Raw genomic sequence first — 19,898 nt, 5'->3', positions numbered from 1 at the left:
GAACCTGAACGAATGTAAAAGTTAAAAAGTGTTAAACTGAAAATAAATTATGCTGCAAACCAGCAGTAAAAACAAAACTTCATAGAACCAGCGCTTTGTTGCATACAAAAAATAGTAGGCAAAAAATACCGCTGTGGGTACAGCACACAATAAAAAGTGATTTAATTTAAACTCGGCCTCTACATAAAATGCACCTGCGCCGATAATAAAAAGCAACAGCAGCAGCTGATACGATTTACGTACCTGCACATAGCTTTTATAAAAAACCTGCTGTATTTTAAAGAAACACAGTACGAAAATAACGATTACAGGCACCAGGATAAGGTAACTATACTGGTTAATATGGATACTATTAGGGAACCGCGTACCCAGCGGCAACCATATAGTATAAAAGGTACTGAGCTTATTATTGAGGTAGTAGTAAACCGCCAGAAAGAAAAAAACGGTAACGTAGCCAAACACGCTGGCCATCCAATCGCGGATATCAAAGGGGCGGAACAGTACCAGCGCTATCCAAACACCTAATATTAAATAAATAAAAGGCAGGTAAATGAGCGAGCCCAGCGCCACAATCATTCCCAGATCGTAAGCTGTTGATTTGGCATTATCTGTTTTATATAGGCCGAACATTTTAAACAGCATCCACAAAATCAGGAAATTGCAGATCAACGGCGGGCTGAGGATCAGAAAAGGCGTAAACAGGCTTGAGGCTACGATAAACATCAGCCCCGGCAAAAAGCTGGGCTTGCCTAACAGATTATAAAAGTTAATAAGATAATTAAGCAGCAAAGCCTGGCCGAACACCAAAATAGCCGCAACCATAATATTGGCCGAAGGCGAAAAGTAGTTTTCGTAAGCTACCGGTACCAGCGAGCGGGTAAATGATTCAACAAAGATAAAATCGAGATGATCCGGCGCTTTAATAATGTAGCCCATGCGCACAACAAGCAATACCAGAGCCAGCCATATAACATTTAAGGGGTTGTATATTCTGAAAAGATTGATCATTTATGAACGCTGGCGCAAAGATACCACAAAAACCGCTTATGCTAAAATCGGTTGTGGTTTAGCGTATTGCTTTACCATATTTTCTACAATCTGTGCAGTCTCATCCTTAAAATCAACAATGATCTTTTTATCGTCGGCAATCCACTTTTGCAGGTGCTGGATAAAATAGTTATCGATATGGTGTACCACCGGCACGCCTAGTTTAGACGCCGCTAAGGCATTACATTGCTGCTCATACTGCCCCATCATGGGTATCATCATTACTTTTTTACCGAGGAACAGCGCTTCAGCCGGGCCTTCGAAACCACCACCAGTGAGCAGACCAGCACAGCTGGCCATACTTTGGTTAAAGCCATCGTTACTTACAGGCATCACGGTTACATTGCCCTCGCGAAGCAATGTTTTTTGCCTCTTAGAAAACACCTGCCATTCCACATCTTTTACCTCACTTAAATGTTTAATCAATATTTTATCGTCATAAGCAGGCAGGTAAACTGTATAATGACCTTTGTTTGAAGTTTCCAGCGCACGGATCTCGCTGCGGATTACCGGGGTATGGATAAAGCTATCATACTGCTCAAAATGAAAACCGATATGATAAGTGGTGGGCGAATAATATTTAAACAACCACTCGGCATAATTCCATTTACCAGGTCGTGGTGTTTTGGGCGATACAAATGAGCACTGATGGCTCAATGATACCGAGGGCACCTTTTGCAGTTTACAAGCCCAGGCGCTCACCGGCTCAAAATCGTTCACAATCAGATCATATTGCTGCAGGGGCAGGCTGTGCATATCCTTCCAGAGCTGCGGCAGGTTCATGAGCTTGTAGGTGGCCCATTTATCAACCCCGCCATGCGTACCAAAAACAAAGCTGAAACCATGATATTGATATTTTAATGGTTGCGATAAAGAAACTTCGGCCTGGGTGCCGCTTACCAGCAAATCAACATCTCCGTGCTGCTGCAACAAGGGCACAACTTCGCGGGCGCGGCTGATGTGGCCATTTCCTGTACCCTGTATAGCAAACAATATTTTCATAGGTGTATTTGAATTAGTGTCCGGCGTTCAGCTATTATCTGCCTTCGAACGGATCGACCCGCTTATTAAACGTAATTACATACTTCCAGTTTGGTGAAAGCCGTTTTGATTTATTAAGACCGCCATCAAATTTGGGAAAAGTTTTATACTCCAGCCAATGCCTTACATTATAACTGCCCGATTTAAGCTCTAAACGCTTATTATTTACTGCTATTCTAAGGGCGCAATTATTACTCTGGTAAACACGGTCTAACTCGATACCGCGTAGATAAGGCTCGCCAATTTTAGCGCACAATTGTTTTATTGATGTGTAATTAGGCATAACCTTTATCTTTTTATTACCGGTTACGCTATCATTTTGTGGGTTTATGGAGAAAAAAGTCTGACTGTCATCTGCTATCAGGCTATCGGCATCCAGTAAGATCATATTTGATAGCGAATCGTATAGCGATAACCTGGCAGGTACACCGTCATCAAAGCGGGTATCTTTAGCCACTTGTGTTAAAGTTCTTCTGTCTACCTTTTTACGGTCGGCAATGTAATAGCAAACAATAAAGATTACAAAGGCTAAAAAAATGCAAAGGATAGCGAATGATGATCTTTTCATTTAACCACAATATCGGCATTTATCAAAAATGAATCAACAGCGATATTGGCACTTAAAATCAAACTGTCATTCTGCCTCTTGTCTAAATCTTTCTAACAGATTTTTCACATCCAACTTATTTTCCAGGTCTTCGGCGTCAGTTTTATCTTCCTCATCAGGCTCAACCACAAAGTCGGCAGGCTGATACTTGAAGATTTCCCATTTGCCATCGTGATACTCTAATGCGGTAAGGCTCTCTACCCAGTCGCCACTGTTTAAGTACAATACAGAGCCTGAGTTATCTGTAGCCGTTATGGTACGGATTTCGGCATGGTGGATATGCCCGCAAATTACATAGTCGTATTTTTTATCAACGGCCAGGTCGGCAGCAGTTTGCTCAAAGTGGTTGATAAACTTAACCGCATCTTTAAACTTGCCTTTAATTTTTTGCGAAAAGCTCATTTTTTGACGGCCAAACAAAGTAAGGCACCAGTTAACCATGCTGTTGATAATAATTAACGTATCATAACCAACCGCGCCCAGTTTGGCCAGCCATTTAGAGTGCTGCATGGTAACATCGAATACATCGCCGTGGAAGATCCAGGCTTTTTTACCATCGAGGTTAAGCACCACTTTGTTGAGGAGTTGAAAGGTACCGAGGTTAAAATCGGCAAACTTACGCAGCATTTCGTCGTGGTTACCGGTGAGGTAATAAACGGGAACGCCTTCGGTAACAAATTTGAGAATCCGGCGCACAACCTTCATGTGGCTTTCTGGCCAGTACGATTTACTGAACTGCCAGATGTCGATAATATCGCCGTTTAAAACAAGTACTTTGGGTTTGATACTTTTGAGGTACTTCAGTAATTCTTTAGGGTGGCATCCATAAGTGCCCAGATGGACATCAGAGATAACCACGATATCAACTTCGCGTTTTGCCATTAATATGAGCGTATAATTCAAGGCCGGATTTTACCAGCGGAACGATCTTACACTTACCCGGAAACTACAGTTCGTCTTCCTCTTCATCAACCATTAACTCATAAGGGCTGACATAAAGGATAGCTAACAACAGCACCAGGCCGGTTATGATTAAATAAGCAATATTGAAACTCATTTTAACCTTTTTATTAATGACAAAGTTAAGTTACGAAAATTATCTCATTGTTAAGACGGTATTAAATATCAGGATGTTACAGTTTGCTAAAACTATTTTTTGATTTCGGATATCGGATGTTCGATTTCGGATTTATTCCTGCATTTTACCTTTTGTTTAAACGATAGACAGGGCTTATTGTTGGATGGTTTAATGGGATTAACAGAATTTAACGTTTGTAGGTAGGCCTGTCATGCTGAGCTCCGTCGAAGCATAGTGCTGATGGCCTCTGCGCGCAACACTTCGACGGGGCTCAGTGTAACACTCAACACCCCAGTGTCGCAAGTTTAGCGTAGCGTAACTTGTGACTTATACTATTGAAAGCTTCCAGCTTTCGTAAGGTGAAACCTTACATTAGTATAGCCGCAAGTTAGAAACTTGCGGTAGCGGAATGGTCTGTCATGCTGAGGCACTCGAAGCATGGTGCGGAAGGCCTCTGCGCGCGACACTTCGACGGAGCTCAGTGTGACAGCCTCCCACTATGACTATTGACTAATGATCTTCCTAATCCGTTCCAACTGCTTTAAATGATGCTCAGTATGGATCCGGGTAAACCTCAACCATTGCTCAGCATTGAGCATACCCATGCGCGGGTGTTTTATTTTATAATTCTTAGGTGCATTGTGTAATAGCTCCATCACACAATCCAAGCGGCTGCGAACGCGGATAAGCAGGTTGCGGGCTTCTTCTTTGGTAATCTTTTTGGTTTTCGAACTCAGCTCGGCAGATGTTTTTACGCGGGGGAAAATACAGGTAAGCAATACAAACTTGCCGAAAAGGTTAGCGCCTTTAGTGGTTGACGTACCGGTTTTACGGGCACATTTTTCGGCAGCAATCAGCGACCCGAAATCTGATTGTAAAATATGCGAGTAAACTTCGGCATAGCTCCAGCCGCCGTTTGGCGGAGTAGCATCAAACTGCTCGTCTGAGATCTCATCCAGCCAGTGGCGATACTTGTCGAGCGCCTCATCTATCCGTTTACGTTCCTGATTTATTTTCAAGGGGCATTGATTTAAACTATGAACAAACCGAATGTCGGCAAGTTTGCGGGGATTAGCAAATGGCAGGCATAACAAATGCCGGGAAGTATTAGGCACGCGTTGCGAATGCGCGCAAGGGAAAAAGCCGTAGAGACACAATACTTTGTGTCTCCCAATAGAACAGAACAATTCACACACACGAGACACAAAGTATTGTGCCTCTACGCAAATGCATTTCGTCCCGATTCTTGATTCTCTCTTAAAGCATCCCCATCAACTCTCCCAAACTCCTGATCTCCACTTTAACCACCTCCGGTTTATCCAAACCAGCCGGGTTAAAGTAAATAGCATCCATACCGAAATTCAAAGCTCCCATAATATCAGCTTCAATGCTATCGCCTATCATTACACTTTCTTGTTTGGTGGCGCTTGCCAGGTTAAGGGCATGCTCAAAAATGGCCTTGTCGGGTTTGTTAACGCCAACTACTTCGGAGATGATCACATTATCGAAATACTGCGCCAGGTTGGTTCTACTCACCTTCATCTCGGTAGATTCACGAAAACCGTTCGAAATTAAATGCAATGTGTACTTCGCTTTCAAGTATTCCAGCGTTTCGTGAGCGCCGGGGAAAAGATTTAGTTTGGTTGGGCCCAAGCGTACATAATCGTCTTCAAATGCTGTTGGTATCACATCAGGGTGTACGCCCAAATCAAGGAATGTTTGTTTAAAACGCATTTCGCGCAGATAATCTTTGCTTATTTTACCTACATGGTATTCGGCCCACAGGCGATGGTTGTGCGCGGTATAAGTTTCGATGAACTGATCGGCAGAATGCAGTCCTAACTCTTTCAGTCCGTAATGATGATAAAGCTCGTGCAGGGTTTCTTCAGCGTTTTTATCAAAATCCCAGATGGTATGGTCGAGGTCGAAAAAGATATGGCGGTAGTTCATGTTTTAATTTGCAGATATGCGGATGTGCAAATATGCAGATGATATTTGATTTCGGATGTCGGATTTTCGATTTCGGAATTTAAAAAGAGCGTTGTCATCCTGAGCTCCGTCGAAGGATAAGCGTCGGCCCCTGCACCATGCTTCGACGGAGCTCAGCATGACAGCCTTTTTATTAGGTGGTGAACTATTGCTACAATTTGACGTTATATTTATCAAAAGTAATATTTGCTAAGTTGATTAGCAGATGCCCTTTTGTTATCGTATTTTTGATATAATGGATTTTAAATTAAGTTCACAATACGTTCCCTCCGGCGACCAGCCCGAAGCTATTAAACAATTGGTTTCAGGCGTTGAGTCAGGAGACAATTATCAAACCCTGTTGGGGGTAACCGGTTCGGGTAAAACGTTTACCATAGCCAATGTTATTGAGCAAACACAGCGGCCTACCCTGGTATTGAGCCATAACAAAACATTGGCCGCACAGCTGTATGGCGAGTTCAAACAGTTTTTTCCGGAGAATGCGGTTAACTATTTCGTTTCTTATTACGACTACTATCAGCCCGAGGCTTTTATACCCACTACCAATACTTATATAGAAAAGGATCTGCAGATTAACGACGAGATTGAGAAACTGCGTTTACGTACTACCTCATCACTTATGTCGGGTCGCAGGGATGTCATTGTGGTATCGTCTATCTCCTGCATCTATGGTATGGGTAACCCGGAAGATTTTTCTAATTCGGTATTCAAGTTTGCTGTGGGTACGCGCATTAGCCGTAATGCGTTTTTGCATCGGTTGGTAGAGATTCTTTACTCGCGCACCACTGCCGATTTTAAGCGTGGTACTTTCCGAGTTAAAGGTGACACGGTTGATATTTACCCAGCCTACCTGGATTACGCCTACCGTATTTCCTTTTTTGGCGATGATATAGAAGAGCTCAGCAGCTTCGACCCGGCCAACGGCAAAACCATTGAGAAAATGCCGAATATGGTACTTTTCCCGGCTAACCTTTATGTAGCACCGCGCGACAGGTTCACCAAATCTATCTGGGCTATACAGGAAGAACTGGAAATGCGCAAAAAGCAGTTCATCGACGAGCAGCGGTTCCTCGAAGCCAAACGATTGGAAGAAAGGGTTAACTACGATCTGGAAATGATCCGCGAGTTGGGCTATTGCTCGGGTATCGAGAATTATTCGCGTTTCTTTGATGGCCGCCAACCAGGCGCACGCCCATTCTGTTTACTGGATTATTTTCCTGACGATTACCTGATGGTGATTGACGAGAGCCACGTAACTGTACCGCAAATCCGTGCGATGTATGGTGGGGATCGGTCGAGGAAAATTTCATTGGTTGAATATGGTTTCCGCCTGCCTGCTGCATTGGATAACCGCCCGCTCAATTTCCAGGAGTTTGAAAAACTGGCACCACAAACTATTTATGTAAGTGCAACCCCCGGCGATTTTGAATTGGAAAAATCGGAAGGTGTGGTGATAGAACAGGTGATCAGGCCTACGGGATTATTGGATCCTGAAATTGAGATTCGCCCGATCATCAACCAGGTGGATGATTTGCTTGATGAGGTAGATAAAACCATTAAAATGGGCGACCGTGTACTGGTAACCACCCTGACCAAACGTATGTCGGAAGAGCTGGCCAAGTACATGGATCGTCTCGGCATTAAGTGCCGCTACATCCACTCAGAAGTTAAAACGCTGGAACGGGTTGAAATATTAAGGGGATTACGCCTTGGTGAATTTGATGTGTTAATTGGTATCAACTTACTGCGTGAAGGTTTAGATTTACCTGAAGTTTCGCTGGTAGCTATTCTGGATGCCGATAAGGAAGGTTTCCTACGCTCAGAACGTTCGTTGATCCAGACAATAGGCCGTGCTGCCCGTAATGATCGCGGACGGGTAATTATGTATGCCGATACCATTACGGATAGTATGCAGATTACGATGGACGAAACCACCCGCCGCCGCGAAAAGCAGATTGCCTATAATACAGAGCATGGCATTACGCCGAAAACCGTTGGTAAATCGCGTGAATCTATTATGGAGCAAACGTCTGTAATGGACTTTAAAGGAGGAGTACAGAAAGCTTATGTAGAAGAAGAAAACATCATGAGCATGGCCGCCGACCCAATTGTACAATACATGAGCAAAGGCGATTTGAAGAAAGCCATCGACAACACCAAGAAAGAAATGCTTGCCGCCGCCAAAGACATGGACTTTTTACAGGCAGCCAAACTGCGCGACGAAATGTTTGCACTGGAGAAAAAGCTTTCTGAAAAATAATTAGCTAATTTGTTGATTCGGTAATTTGTCAATGAAAAGCACAATTAGTTAATTTGTCAATTCGACAATTTGTTAATGACTTACCAAGCATTGACAAATTGCCGAATTAGCTAATTGACAAATTAAAAACTCTTTGTCAAAACCGTGTCAAGCTCATTAACAAATCAACAAATTGGCTAACTAGCACATTGACTATTTGTAACAACCGGCCACCTTTTGCGTTAAATATTATATACTTATATTTGTAAAGCTAAATTATTAAGACATGCTTTTGATCCGATTTCTGATCATTTCTATCTGTATCCTATATATCCTGCGCAGCTTGGTACGTATATTTTTGCCAATGCTGTTCCAGGGTTTGGTAAATAAAGCGCAGCAACAACAAAATGCGCAACAAAGTCAACACAGTCAAAAACGCCCTACCGGTGCTATTAAGGTAGATTATATGCCACCTGCACAAAAAGGCGCCATCCCAGATTCTGAAGGTGAATTTGTTGATTACGAAGAAGTAAAATAATCTTCAGCCATGATACCCGAAGAAGTTTTTAAACGCCGGCATTTTGGCACACCGCCACTATTTTCGCTTATTATTACCAATAGCATCCTGGTGTGTTTTATAACGCCCTTCTTCGCAACTTGTGGTACTATACATTGGCTGTTTTGGGTATTTCTGGCATCACTCGCTATTTATAATTTTTTTACGATACGCCGTAATTGGGAAGAGTTTACCAAAATCATCACTATTGCCTATGCTATTAGCATGGTTGTAGAGATCGCAGGCATTATCCTGCTGCTGCATAAAAGCTGTTCTGCCTCATTGTAAAAAACTTATAATTCCTAATCTCATTCAAATTTCTATTTTTGGAGATTAAATTATTTTTTTAAACACGAATGGGCAATTGGTTTAAGCGAAATGGGACACACTTCGCCATTATTGGAATTTTTATAGCAATCTGTTTCTTTTATTTTACGCCGGCTTTCCAGGGTAAAACACTTGGACAGAACGACGTAACACGCGCACAATCCACTCAGAAAGAGATTATGGATTACCGCGACAAAGACACTACCATTTTATGGACCAACCAGATTTTAGGTGGTATGCCTGCTTTTCAAATCTGGGCCCCATATCCAAATAACATCACTACACATATTATTGGTGGCTTAAAAGCCGTATTTCCAAGCCCTATCGATACGGTTTTGCTGTTTCTTTTAGGCGCGTATCTACTGTTCTGCGTACTCAAACTAAATCCGTGGCTTGCTGCAGCAGGTGCTATTGCAGTTACATTTTCGTCGTATAACATTATACTATTGGTTGCAGGGCATGCTAACCAGGCTTATGCTATTGCATTCTTTGCCCCTATACTGGCCGGTATTATATTAACCCTGCGAGGTAAGTATTTTACAGGCGCTACACTTACTGCTTTATTCTTAGCAATAGAGATCCGGTCTAATCACATCCAAATGACTTATTACCTGCTATTGGCGATCTTGATACTGGTAATATTTGAAGTGGTTAATGCTATAAGAACCAAAACTGTACCTGCTTTTTTAAAGGCACTGGCTTATCTTGGTGTTGCCACTTTATTGGCATTAGCCGTAAATGCATCAACATTATGGAGTACTGCCGAATATAGCAATGATACTATCCGTGGTAAATCAAACCTTACCAAATCATCAGTTAAAGAACCAGGCAATGGTTTAGATAAAGATTATGCTTACGAATGGAGCGAGGGTGTTGGCGAAACATTTACTGTTTTGGTACCCAACCTTTATGGTGGTGGCTCTGGCCTTGCTGCCCTTGATAATAACTCTGCCGTAGTTAAAGCTTTTGTTAACAAAGGCATTCCTGAAGACCAGGCCGTTGGTTATGTACAACAGTTGGCGGGTATTGGTATTTCTACTTACTGGGGCGATAAACAATTTACTGAAGGCCCTTTCTATTTCGGTGCTATTGTATGCTTCCTGTTTGTGCTCGGGTTGTTCATTGTTAAAGATCGTATTAAATGGTGGCTATTGGCCGCTGCTATATTAAGTGTATTACTATCTTATGGCCGCAACTTTATTTTCTTCTCAGATCTGTTCTTTAATTACTTCCCATTATACAACAAATTCAGAGCAGTAGAATCGATAATGGTTATTGCGGCACTATGTTTCCCGGTTATGGCTTTCCTTGCTATTAACGAGATTATAGTTACTAAAGATCGTACCGAGATTTTCAAAAAGCTTAAAATAGTTTTATATGTTATTGGTGGTTTTACATTGCTTTTAGCGGTAATGCCAGATCTGTTCTTTTCATTCAAAAGCCCGCAACACTTACAAATTATTCAATATTTAACCCAGGCACTTAAAGGCGATGCCGATTTTGCTAATTCAATCGGTAATGCAATAGTACAAGACCGTATCGGTTTAGCACGTGCAGATGCTATCCGTTCACTCGTGCTTATCCTTATTACATTCGGTGTTCTTTGGGCATTTATCAAGCAGAAATTTAATGCTACTGTATTATCGTTAATTTTATTAGCAGTTACTCTGGTTGATATGTGGCAGATCGACAAACGTTACCTGCGCGACGACAGTTTTGTTGCCAAAGCCGATATACAGAAACCACAACCCCGTGAGGTGGATACCTTTATTCTGCGCGATAAAGATCCCGATTTCCGTGTGATCGACTTAACCCAGCCGCTTAAACAAGATGCTATTACACCTTACTTCTATAAGTCAATTGGTGGTTATTCGGCAGCACGTTTAAAACGTTATGATGAGTTGATTGATAATCAAATGACCAAAAGCTTAAACCAGGATGTATTGGATATGCTGAACACCAAATATGTTATCACAGCTAATCCTAAAACACAAGCCTTAAGTATGCAAACTAATGCTACAGCCTGTGGCCATGCATGGTTTGTAAAAAGCGTACGTTATGTTAATAATGCAGATCAGGAAATGCAGATCATCAGCAGCTTTACACCAAAAGATGAGGCTATTGTAGATAAGAAATTCCGCAGTCTGATTGATGAGAAACAAACTATTGTTGACCCTGCTGCTACCATAACACTAACCAGTTATTCTCCAGATCACATGGTTTACCAAAGTGGTTCTACAGCTACTATGGTGGCTGTATTCTCTGAGATATACTACGATAAGGGCTGGAAAATGCTGATTGACGGTGTAGAGAAACCATACTTCCGTGCCGATTATGTATTACGTGCCGCACAAATCCCGGTAGGTAACCACAAAATTGAGTTCATCTTCCACCCGGCATCATACTACACCGGTGAAGGCATCTCATTAGCCGGATCAATATTATTAGTATTAGCTCTTGGTGGTGTAGTTTATACCGAGACTAAGAAAAAGCCTGTTAAAAAATAAAGCTGTTTGGCTTGAATAGAAAGGGTCGATAGTGAAAGCTATCGGCCCTTTTTTGTTTGTGATATATATTACTTAAATTTACTTAATGGAAAACCATATCGACAGGATTACTATTGATACAGACATCTGCCATGGCAAGCCAGCTATACGACACATGCGCTGGCCGGTTGAGGCAATTATTGATCTAATCGCATCAGGTATGTCATTTGATGAGATCATAACCGATCATCCCGAATTAGAGAAAGAAGACATATTAGCGTCACTCGCTTATGCCAAAGTCGTTCTGTCTGGAAAATCTTTATTGGAAGTTTAAAAAATGATCAGCTTTTTAGTTGATGTTCATTTACCAATCAGTTTGTCTAAGTTTTTAGATAAGCATCCTGATTGCAATTCTACACACGTTAATCAAATCCTTCAAAAGTGGCACACTACAGATAGTGAAATTTGCAAATATGCAGATGCTGGTTCTATGATTGTAATAACAAAAGATAGTGATTTTAAAGACACACACTTTATCAAACAAACGCCCAGGAAAGTAATAAAAGTAACTCTGGGAAATATCTCAAATAATGAATTGCTTAATATTTTTGAGAAATATTTGTCTTTTATCCTATCTCTCACTTTAAAGGATATTTTTTACATAGAGATAGGCAAAGATCAAATCACAATGATTGATTAGCCCAATCAATCATTCGTTCTCCTATTCCTCAACCAGTACCAACCCAAATTAAAAGCAATTACACCATGATTAAACACAGTTGGTAGTAAACCATAATGCTCTTTCATAATATTAAAGCGCTCAATTAAGCTTTGGCGGTGCCGTTTTTTCGACATCCCACCTACCAGATATTTAGCCACGTACTGATGTACGTTTACAATCTTTTTAGCTTTTTTGGCAGCTTTTAATATCCAATCGATATCTGCGCTCAAATCATATTTGCTATCATAAGGTTCAACAAGTGAACGTTTAATGCAGATAGCCTGGTGACTGATACTCATGCCATACTTAAACTTTCGCCAGGTAAATTGTTCAGGAGCCTGGTGGCGGCGGCGGCCGAGACTTTCACCCGCATCATTAATCATTTCTGTTTCGCCGTAGTAGATATCTGCATCGGGAGATGATGCAAAAACATTGGCTACAGTTTCGGGCGAATAGATCTCATCGCCCGAATTCATAAACAATACATAATCGCCGGTTGCCAGGGCGAGGCCTTTGTTCATGGCGTCGTAAATACCTTTGTCGGGCTCGGTGATCAGTTTGTTGATATGTTGTTTGTATTGATGGAGGATTTCCAGCGTCCCATCGGTCGAAGCGCCATCAATAACGATATACTCGATATTAGTATAAGTTTGCGAAATGATAGATTTCAACGTACGCTCAATATCGCGAACGTTATTATAAACAATGGTAATGATGCTGAGTTTGGGCTGAAACATTAAGCTTTGGTTTTGGCTTTAGCAGTAGTTTTAATAACCTGCTCGTATAACTTAATATGTTTTTTGGCAACGGTATCTTCACTGAAATACTGCATCACGGTTTGTCGTGCCTGTTTCTGCAATAATTGTTGATCAGGATAATCAACCACCCATTCCATACCCGCTGTAAAGCTCTCTGCCGATTTATATTCGGCCAGGTAACCATTGTACTCATGATTCACCATATCCGGGATACCGCCCGTTGTAAAGCTTATTACGGGTGTGCCGCAAGCCAGGCTTTCCATTACAGTATAAGGCAGGTTATCCTCCAGCGATGGGATCAGGAATGCATCTGCCGCGGCATAACATTCGGCCAGTTTGCTTTCGCTGCCAATAGTCCCTAAGAAAGTGGTTTTGAATGGGAATACCGGTAATTGATCTGTATTACGGTTGCCGAATATTACCAGTTCAATATCATCAGCATGTACCCCGCGATTAGTCTTTAACATTTCGAGACTATCCATCAGGTATTGTGTACCCTTATGCAAATCTTTCCGCGATGGCATAAAACCACTCAGGAAGATAAATTTATCAGTTGGTAAACCTAAAGCAGCACGTACCTGCTTTTTGTCCTGCGGTTTAAAAATGCCGGTATCTAAGGTGTTAGGGATTTGTTTAATGGCCTTATCCTTCATCAAACTGCTCATTAAAACAGAGCTTAACATCCAAGAACTTGGGGCAACAATGGTAAAGTTGAGTTTCTTGTAAGTTTCGTTTTTCTGATGCCAGATCTTGTTTGATATATCATCGGCTTCACTCTTTTTAAGCAACGGGCAGTAGCCACACTCGCGCTGGTAATGGTCGCAGGTGTAGCGTACATGGCAGCCGCCGGTAAAGGCGTTGCTGTCGTGGAAGGTCCAGAGCACGGGTTTATTCAGTTTAGCAATTTCTGCCAGGTGCGATGGATTCAAAAAGCTATGGTTAACCCAATGCAGGTGGATCACATCGGCAGCCTTAACATCCGGGTGATCTATCACAGAACGCCCGAACCAGGCAAAAGAAAAAGGGGTGCGCATATTAGGCTTCAGGTAACCCTTACCCAGTACACGTTCTAAAATAATAGTGGCAGCTGCGTAACCTTTTTGCAACACCGTATTATTAAAAGTCCCTATATCCTTATTTTTACCAAACTTGTAGTGTACTATCACTTTAGAATCAATATTTTCGTCTAACAGTGCCCGGTTTAACCTTAAACAGGCTTTGCCCGCGCCACCATTACCATCATAAGTGTTTAAATGCACTACTTTTAACATGCCCAAAAATACATTTTATTAGTATCAGAAATAAAGCTCAATGTTTATGAAAAAACTTTACCTGCTTTTGTTTGCAGCTTTTTTAATCAACGCATCGGCATCTGCCCAGCGTCAGGAAGTTTACTTTACATCTTACCCGGCTTTAACGCCTGATGGCAAGACAATAATCTTCAGCTATGAGGGCGATTTATGGAAGGCAGATGTAAATAACCCGGTAGCAGTAAGGCTCACCGCCATGCAGGGCCAGGAAACCAGTCCACGGGTATCGCCGGATGGGCAATGGCTGGCATTTTCATCCAATCAGTTTGGTAATAACGATGTATATGTAATGCCGTTGGCCGGTGGCGATATTAAACAGCTCACCTACCACGAAGCCAGCGATGAGGTTGATTCCTGGAGCTGGGATTCTAAAACTATCTACTTTACATCGGGCAGATACAATAGCTTTAGTGCCTATAAAGTGAGCAAAGACGGCGGCACGCCTGTACGCTTGTTCGATAACTACTTTAACACAATACACGGTGTGTTTGAACATCCGCAAACCGGCGAATTGTTTTTCAGCAATACCTGGGAGAGTTACCGCTTCCCGCAACGTAAACATTATAAAGGTGCTTACAACCCTGATATTCAATCGTACAACCCTAAAACCAAAGCCTACAAACAGTACACCAACTGGATTGGTAAAGATTTCTGGGCTACGCTGGATCAAAAAGGTAATATCTATTTTGTATCAGACGAGGCTAATGGCGAGTACAACCTTTACACCTTCAACAACGGCGTTAAAACTCAGCTTACCGATTTTAAAACTTCAATCAAACGCCCTTATGTTAGTGCCAATGGGGCTAAAATAGCCTTTGAGAAAGACTATCAATTGTATGTGTATGATGTGGCATCTAAACAAACACAGACGCTAAACTTCGCCATATACAGAAACGACGTTTTACCTAAGCAGCAGGAATTTGAAATTACCGGCCATATCGAAGCGATGGATGCATCAGCAGATGGTAAAAAACTGGCTTTTGTATCGCGCGGCGAATTATTTGTAAGCGATGTGGAAGGCAAATTTATTCAGCACGTTGAACACGGTAACTCAGAGCGGGTAACCGAGGTAAAATGGCTTGCCGATAACCGTACACTGCTGTTTAACCAAACATTAGACGGTTATGTAAACTGGTATACTATCAGCGCAGATGGTAAAGGCACCGAGAAACAAATAACAAGCGATAAACGCAGCAACCGTTTATTGACACTTAACAAAAACCGCACACAAGGCGTTTACTTAAGTGGCCGCGACGAGGTTAGGGTGATGGACCTGAAAACCTTAACCAGCAAAACTGTTGCACACGATGAGATCTGGGGCTTCCAAAATTCGGCACCGGGATTTTCCCCTAATGACGAGTATGTATTTTATACTGCTTATCGCAATTTCGAACTGGATATTTTTGCGTATAACGTTAACAGCCGCAAAACCATTAACCTCACCAATACAGGCGTTACAGAATCAGATCCATTCTGGTCGCCGGATGGGAAGTATGTATATTTTGCTACTTCGCGTACACAGCCTGCTTACCCTTATGGCCCGCACGATGCACATATTTACCGTATACCGCTGCAAAAGTTTGATGAAGATTTTAAGCTAGATAAGTTTAACGACCTGTTTAAAGAAGAGAAAAAAGAAGAAACCAAACCGGTTGATACTAAAGACAAAAAAACAGGCGATAAGAAACCGGTATCACAGCAACCTGCCCCCAAACCACCGGCAGATATTACGATTGATACCGACAACCTGATGAAACGCATCGAGCTCATCAGCCCTAACTTCGGCACACAGGGTAACCCTTATGTGATACAGAAAGGCACCAAAACATTTGTTTATTATATATCAGATCAGATGGAAGGCAAACGTGGTATTTTCCGTACCACCATCGAACCATTTGAAAACAATAAAACCGAAAAAGTAACCGGTGCAGATGCTGGCAACTACGACATTGTAAGCAGCGGCGATAAGTATTATGCGCTGGCGAGTGGCAACATCTACAAGCTCAACCTGGACCAGAATAAGGTTGATAAAATCGACCTTAATTACAAATTCGACCGTAACCTTGATGGTGAGTTTAAGCAGATGTTTGATGAAGCCTGGGCCGGGTTAGAGGAGAATTATTACGATGGTAATTTTCATGGGGTAGATTGGCCGGCCATTCACAAACAATACGCAACCTATGTACCCTATCTGAATAATCGTGCCGATTTGCGCCTGATGCTGAACGATATGCTGGGCGAACTTAACTCATCGCACATGGGCTTTAACAGCGCAGGACCAGAAGAGCGTACTACCCTGCGTTATCGCACGATGGAAACGGGTATCAGCTTTGATAATAACGAGCCATATAAAGTATTAGCCATAATTAAAAACAGCAATGCCGACCATAAAGGTGTGGATGTGCAGCCGGGCGATAAACTAACCGCTGTAAACGGTGTATCTGTTGATGAGAAACAAGACCGCAGTTATTACTTCACCAAGCCATCGTTAGATAATGAGTTGCAGCTCACGTTTGATCGCCAGGGCAAGAGCATCGATGTAAAAATACACCCGGAATCATCGGGCGATTTGCGAGGTAACCTGTACGATGAATGGATAGAAAATAACCGTAAAGAAGTTACCGGCAAAAGTAACGGCCGTATTGCCTATGCTTACATGAAAGCGATGGGCACCGACGATCTGGAGAAATTTCTGGAAGATATGGTTGAGGACGCGTATAAGAAAGACGCGCTGATACTCGACCTACGGTACAATACCGGTGGCAATGTGCACGATGCTGTGCTTAACTTTTTATCACAGCGCCCATACCTTCAATGGCAGTACCGCGATGGTAAGCGCACACAGCAGCCTAACTTTACACCAGCAGCCAAACCGATAATTTTGCTGGTTAACGAGCAAACCCTCAGCGATGGCGAAATGACGGCAACTGGTTTTAAGGCGCTTGGCCTCGGCAAAATTGTTGGTAGCGAAACCTATCGTTGGATCATTTTCACCAGTGCCAAAGGCCTGGTTGATGGTTCGAGCTACCGTATACCTGCCTGGGGCTGTTTTACGCTCGATGGTAAGGACATAGAGAAAGAAGGTGTAAAACCCGATATTAATATCAACACCACGTTTACAGACCGGCTAAACAATAACGATCCGCAATTGGATAAGGCCATTAGCGAGATTATGAAAGAGCTAAAATAAGAACAAGGGGGACAAATAGTTCCCCTTTATTTTTTATGGTACTTTTTGCTTATATTTAGTGGAACTGACTGACCGCTAAGTACCTAACCTATGCATAAAGTATTATTATTTACTTTCATGCTTATACTTTTTAATGCTGCCTATGGGCAACAACGATTGGTGTACAATAACAAATTTTTCATTTTAGATCCTATCCCTACGGTCAGTATTATAAATAATAACGCCGTTACGCATAAAAAAACGCAGGGCATTGCTTCTCCTGTTATTAATGTTGGCCCGCTTAGCGGCACTATAAAAACATGTGCCCACGTAGCATCAACTACATTTCAGCAATTTACAATCTCGGGGGATAATCTGACATCCGATTTACAAGTATCAGCTCCGTATGTGAATGCGTATGACGATACGTATACGCCACCAACTTTTATTGGTTATATATCAGGGTTTGAAATCAGTACTACGCCAAATGATCCCGCGAGTTTCAGTCACTTATTAACGTTACCCCAAGTTAATGGCAAGGTTGCCACAATAACAATTTATGTGCGCATGTCTGCGGATAATGTTCATCCCAACTACCCAGCAATTATAGAAGCTAATACCGATGGTATACCGTCAAAAAACATATATTATGGTGATATAAAGGGCAGTCAAACTCCCCTGCCCGATGTAGATGTGAGCAACCAAACCATTTGTAATAATACGCTAACTGCAAAAATTACATTTAAGGGCAGAAGTGAAGAAACAACCGGCAAAAGCTACACATGGGTAAATGACAATACAGCTATTGGCCTTGCTGCTAATGGCACCGGTGATATCCCGTCTTTTATTGGTAAAAATTCTGGTACCGAACCCCTTCGGGCAAACGTAACGGTAACACCTGTTGGCGACTGTATGGGAATGCCCCAAACTTTTCATATTGTGGTTAATCCAACATTGCACCCAGTGTTAACTGTGAGTACTTTAACTCCAATTGTGTGCACAGGTGCCACCATAACGTTTACAGCCACCCCAAAAAACGTTGGCGACCTCCCTATTTATAAATGGCTTATAAATGGCAAGTTTGATGGCGGTAATACCATTACAGGCGATAACACGCTTGTTTATACAAGCGACAAACTTAAAAACGGTGATAAAGTAACCTGTACTGTAACGGGTGCCACTTATTGTTATACACCGGTTACAAGTGATCCTTTCACCGTTAACATGATACCGCTGCCCCAAGTGCACTTTGATAATAGCAGTTATACAATTTACCCGGGGCAAAGTGTACAACTTAATGCCATTGCCAATAGTTCTGTTAATGGTTACTCATGGAGCCCAACAACCGGTTTAAGCAACCCAGGCATCGCTAATCCAATTGCAAGGCCCAGCGAAACTACCTTGTATAAATTAACAACCAGTACTGCAGGTGGCTGCACGGCCGATGCCAGCGTTACAGTTAATGTAGTACCCAGGCCAGATGTTTATGTTAACGTGTTTACCCCCAATGGCGATGGCGTTAACGATACCTGGACTGTACCCAAGTTGGTTAACTTCCCCAATTGTAGTGTGAAGATCTATAACCGGTACGGCGGTTTGGTTTATCAATCAATTGGTTATTCAAAACCCTGGGATGGCACCTTTAAATCCAAACCGTTACCAGTAGGTTCTTACTACTACCTCATTGATCTTAACACAGGCGATCCGCCAATTTCTGGTTATGTATGTATTTTGCGATAAGATCGTTGTAATAATTAAGCGGGTTAAATATCAGCCTTCAATTTTTTTCATTTTCTTTGTGCCCGATGAGCAATGAACTAACCGATCGTAACTTTTGGGCAAACTACTGGGAATCAAAAAAAGGGCTTGCCTTTAAAGTACCGGCAACATATACTTTTCATAAGCTGTTAAAAAACATTTTAACCAGCAATAAAATAACTACCGCTATTGAGCTGGGCGGCTTCCCTGGCTATTATGCTATTTTCCTGAAAAAGTATTTTGGTATTGATGCCACGCTATTCGATTTCTATGTACACAAGCCTGTTTTGGATGAAGTTTTAGCAGCCAATGACCTGGCCGACAAAGACGTTAAAGTAATCGAGGGCGATCTGTTTAAATATGCTTCTGAACAGAAATATGATTTGGTATTATCAGCCGGACTCATCGAACATTTTAATGATACCAAAGACATTATTGCCCGCCACGTAAACTTTCTGAAACCGGGAGGTACACTGTTTATCACCTTGCCCAACTTTACCGGCGTAAATGGCTGGGTGCAGCGTAAATACGATGCCGATAATTACAGTAAGCACAACATCAGCAGTATGAACCCCACATTGCTGGCCGATTGCTGCAAGGCTTTAGGATTGAAAGATGTGCAAAGCTATTACTACGGTAAATACTCGATCTGGCTGGAGAATAAGGATCAGCAATCAGCAGGTGTAAAAGCTTTCTTTAAAGTGCTTTGGTTAGCTGGTAAAGTTGTTACGAAGATTATACCTATGGAGAGTAAGCTAATGTCGCCTTATATTGTGTTGACGGCTACTAAGTAATCAGAATCAAAATTTTCA

17 protein-coding genes are annotated in these 19,898 nt (G+C 42.1%); 9 read left to right on the top strand and 8 right to left on the bottom strand.

All coding sequences use genetic code 11. From position 1 onward, the window contains the following. Window positions 1-21: 21 nt before the first annotated feature. From PQO05_RS02565 to PQO05_RS02540, 6 genes are all read right to left on the bottom strand, one after another. Window positions 22-1,008 (bottom strand): DUF6427 family protein, encoded by a 987-nt coding sequence (locus PQO05_RS02565; RefSeq protein ID WP_273631088.1) that lies wholly within the window; start codon window positions 1,006-1,008, stop codon window positions 22-24. 36 nt (window positions 1,009-1,044) lie between these two features. Beyond that, window positions 1,045-2,049, bottom strand: a complete 1,005-nt coding sequence (locus tag PQO05_RS02560; RefSeq protein WP_273631087.1) for a glycosyltransferase family protein — start codon at window positions 2,047-2,049, stop codon at window positions 1,045-1,047. A 34-nt stretch (window positions 2,050-2,083) separates the two neighbouring features. Further along, window positions 2,084-2,656 carry a hypothetical protein gene (locus tag PQO05_RS02555; RefSeq protein ID WP_273631086.1) on the bottom strand — a complete coding sequence of 191 codons (573 nt, stop codon included), beginning with the start codon at window positions 2,654-2,656 and terminating at the stop codon, window positions 2,084-2,086. A 66-nt stretch (window positions 2,657-2,722) separates the two neighbouring features. Then, window positions 2,723-3,577: a UDP-2,3-diacylglucosamine diphosphatase gene (locus tag PQO05_RS02550; RefSeq protein ID WP_273631085.1), complete on the bottom strand. Its 855-nt coding sequence runs from the start codon at window positions 3,575-3,577 to the stop codon at window positions 2,723-2,725. A 699-nt stretch (window positions 3,578-4,276) separates the two neighbouring features. Further along, window positions 4,277-4,792, bottom strand: a complete 516-nt coding sequence (locus PQO05_RS02545) for a DinB family protein (protein WP_273631084.1) — start codon at window positions 4,790-4,792, stop codon at window positions 4,277-4,279. A 238-nt stretch (window positions 4,793-5,030) separates the two neighbouring features. Then, the gene (locus PQO05_RS02540; protein WP_273631083.1) at window positions 5,031-5,723 is read right to left on the bottom strand and encodes a YjjG family noncanonical pyrimidine nucleotidase; all 693 of its coding nucleotides are present in this window, start codon (window positions 5,721-5,723) and stop codon (window positions 5,031-5,033) included. 274 nt (window positions 5,724-5,997) lie between these two features. Between PQO05_RS02540 and uvrB the strand changes: the two genes are divergently transcribed. From uvrB to PQO05_RS02510, 6 genes are all read left to right on the top strand, one after another. Then, window positions 5,998-8,022 (top strand): excinuclease ABC subunit UvrB, encoded by a 2,025-nt coding sequence (uvrB, locus tag PQO05_RS02535; RefSeq protein WP_273631082.1) that lies wholly within the window; start codon window positions 5,998-6,000, stop codon window positions 8,020-8,022. A gap of 265 nt (window positions 8,023-8,287) precedes the next feature. Then, entirely contained in the window at window positions 8,288-8,539 is a 252-nt protein-coding gene (locus PQO05_RS02530) for a DUF4834 family protein (protein WP_273631081.1), read from the top strand. Window positions 8,540-8,548: 9 nt separating this feature from the next. Further along, window positions 8,549-8,845 carry a hypothetical protein gene (locus tag PQO05_RS02525; protein WP_273631080.1) on the top strand — a complete coding sequence of 99 codons (297 nt, stop codon included), beginning with the start codon at window positions 8,549-8,551 and terminating at the stop codon, window positions 8,843-8,845. A gap of 68 nt (window positions 8,846-8,913) precedes the next feature. After that, window positions 8,914-11,391, top strand: a complete 2,478-nt coding sequence (locus tag PQO05_RS02520) for a hypothetical protein (protein WP_273631079.1) — start codon at window positions 8,914-8,916, stop codon at window positions 11,389-11,391. A gap of 85 nt (window positions 11,392-11,476) precedes the next feature. Continuing rightward, window positions 11,477-11,704: a DUF433 domain-containing protein gene (locus tag PQO05_RS02515; RefSeq protein ID WP_273631078.1), complete on the top strand. Its 228-nt coding sequence runs from the start codon at window positions 11,477-11,479 to the stop codon at window positions 11,702-11,704. A gap of 3 nt (window positions 11,705-11,707) precedes the next feature. Then, complete coding sequence (locus PQO05_RS02510) at window positions 11,708-12,070, top strand: DUF5615 family PIN-like protein (protein WP_273631077.1); 363 nt, start codon at window positions 11,708-11,710, stop codon at window positions 12,068-12,070. A gap of 5 nt (window positions 12,071-12,075) precedes the next feature. Here PQO05_RS02510 and PQO05_RS02505 read toward each other — a convergent pair whose 3' ends face one another. Next, window positions 12,076-12,828 (bottom strand): glycosyltransferase family 2 protein, encoded by a 753-nt coding sequence (locus PQO05_RS02505; RefSeq protein ID WP_273631076.1) that lies wholly within the window; start codon window positions 12,826-12,828, stop codon window positions 12,076-12,078. Beyond that, window positions 12,828-14,120, bottom strand: a complete 1,293-nt coding sequence (locus PQO05_RS02500) for a glycosyltransferase (protein WP_273631075.1) — start codon at window positions 14,118-14,120, stop codon at window positions 12,828-12,830. The genes PQO05_RS02505 and PQO05_RS02500 overlap by 1 nt, the downstream gene beginning before the upstream one ends. Window positions 14,121-14,166: 46 nt before the next feature. On the opposite strand from PQO05_RS02500, the gene PQO05_RS02495 reads away from it, so the two are divergent. From PQO05_RS02495 to PQO05_RS02485, 3 genes are all read left to right on the top strand, one after another. Continuing rightward, a complete protein-coding gene (locus tag PQO05_RS02495) occupies window positions 14,167-17,349 on the top strand; it encodes a S41 family peptidase (protein WP_273631073.1) in 3,183 nt (1,060 codons plus the stop codon). Window positions 17,350-17,439: 90 nt separating this feature from the next. Beyond that, window positions 17,440-19,068: a T9SS type B sorting domain-containing protein gene (locus PQO05_RS02490; RefSeq protein ID WP_273631072.1), complete on the top strand. Its 1,629-nt coding sequence runs from the start codon at window positions 17,440-17,442 to the stop codon at window positions 19,066-19,068. 65 nt (window positions 19,069-19,133) lie between these two features. Further along, the gene (locus PQO05_RS02485) at window positions 19,134-19,880 is read left to right on the top strand and encodes a class I SAM-dependent methyltransferase (RefSeq protein WP_273631071.1); all 747 of its coding nucleotides are present in this window, start codon (window positions 19,134-19,136) and stop codon (window positions 19,878-19,880) included. The last annotated feature ends 18 nt before the right edge of the window (window positions 19,881-19,898 follow it).

The organism is Mucilaginibacter jinjuensis (assembly GCF_028596025.1).
Lineage (GTDB): Bacteria > Bacteroidota > Bacteroidia > Sphingobacteriales > Sphingobacteriaceae > Mucilaginibacter > Mucilaginibacter jinjuensis.
Note: the sequence above shows the minus strand (reverse complement) of the source record. Positions and strands in the feature narration are given on the sequence as shown.